At 74.9% G+C, this 1,515-nt stretch carries 2 protein-coding genes; both read right to left on the bottom strand.

The window, feature by feature from the left end; translation table 11 throughout:
• Positions 1–492, bottom strand: a 492-nt coding sequence (locus RIF68_RS36320) for an aminotransferase class IV (protein ID WP_309056028.1), incomplete at its 3' end; no start/stop codon positions are given.
• Positions 489–1,515 (bottom strand): chorismate-binding protein (locus RIF68_RS36315; protein WP_309056027.1); only part of this gene is annotated, 1,027 nt, incomplete at its 5' end. The genes RIF68_RS36315 and RIF68_RS36320, both read right to left, overlap by 4 nt.

The following is a 1,515-nucleotide window of genomic DNA, read 5'->3' as shown; positions in this document are numbered from 1 at the left end:
CAGCGCCTCGGTGGCGCCCTGTTCCCGGGCCCGGGCGAGGGCGACGACGTTCTCGGCGTACGAGGTGGTCTTCAGGCCGGTGAGGGCGCCGCGCTCGTTGCGGGTCCACGGCACGGTGATCACGGCCGTCGTGTCGGCCCGCCGACTCGTCGCGCCGACGGCGACGACGAGGCTGGTCCCGGCGTCGCCGCGCTCCGATCCGAGCGGCGAGAGACCGCCCGTGTACGTGATGCGGAGCCGGCCGAGCTCCACCGGGTTGGCCTCCAGGACGGCGGCGCAGGCCCGTCGGACCTCGTCGAGGTCGGGCTCCGGCAGGCCGAGCCCCCGGGCGGAACGGGCGAGCCGCTCCAGGTGGAGGGTGAGGGCGAAGGTCTCGCCGCGCTCCGCCTTGACCGTCTCGAAGACGCCGTCGCCGACGGTCAGTCCGTGGTCCAGGACGGAGACCAGGGCGGTCTCCGCGTCGCGCAGCCCGCCGTTGACCCAGAGTTTCATCGAGAAGTGGCCTTTCCGCTCGCCTCGCAGGCGTCCGACTCGTGGCCGCCCGACGCTATCGCGACCAGCCGGGCGGCCTTCAGCTCGGTCTCCTCCCACTCCCGCTCGGGATCGGAGCCCCAGGTGATCCCGGCTCCGGTACCGAAGCGGAGGACGCCTTCGGGCCGGTCGATCCAGAAGGTGCGTATGCCGACGGCCAGCTCCCCGGTGCCGGCGTCCGCGTCGACCCAGCCCACGCCTCCGCAGTACGGGCCGCGGGGCGCCGTCTCCAGGGCCTCGATGATCCGCAGGGCGCTCGACTTGGGGGCGCCGGTGACGGAGCCGGGCGGGAAGGTGGCGCGGAGCAGCTCCGGCCAGCCCGCGTCCTCGGTGAGCAGGCCGGCGACGGTGGAGACGAGGTGCACGAGGCCGGGGTGCTCCTCGACGGCGCAGAGCTCGGGGACCGCGACGGAACCGGCCTCGCAGACCCGGCCCAGGTCGTTGCGGACCAGGTCCACGATCATCACGTTCTCGGCGTGGTCCTTGGGGAGGAGGTCCGCCGCGGTGCGGCCGGTCCCCTTGATGGGCCCGGAGGTGACCCGGGCGCCCTCGCGGCGCAGGTAGAGCTCCGGGGAGGCGGTGGCGATCTCCACTCCGTGCGCGGGCAGGCGAATCGTTCCGGCGTACGGGGCGGGGTTGCCGCGGGCGAGCAGCGCGGTCAGCGCGTCGACGTCGGCCCGCCCCGGGTCCGGCAGCGGCGCGGTCAGCACCCGGCAGAGGTTCGCCTGGTACACCTCCCCCCGCGCGATGTGCTCGCGCACGCGTCGCACGCCCGCGGTGTACGCGTCGCGGTCGAGCGAGGACGTCCAGTCACCGGGCCGGGGGCCGGTCCAGGCCCCGGGGACGGGTGCGGGAACCGTGTCGCGCCGCACGTCTCCGAAGCGGGCGCAGGTGAGCCGGCCCTCGAAGTCGGCGCATACGGCCCAGAAGCCGGTGGAGTCCAGGGCCTCCGGGTCGTGGGTGACGTCCCGGAGATCGGTCGCG

Source organism: Streptomyces sp., assembly GCF_031178505.1.
GTDB classification, from domain to species: domain Bacteria; phylum Actinomycetota; class Actinomycetes; order Streptomycetales; family Streptomycetaceae; genus Streptomyces; species Streptomyces gulbargensis.
The sequence above is the reverse complement of the archived record's forward strand: the minus strand, read 5'-3'. Positions and strand labels throughout refer to the sequence as shown.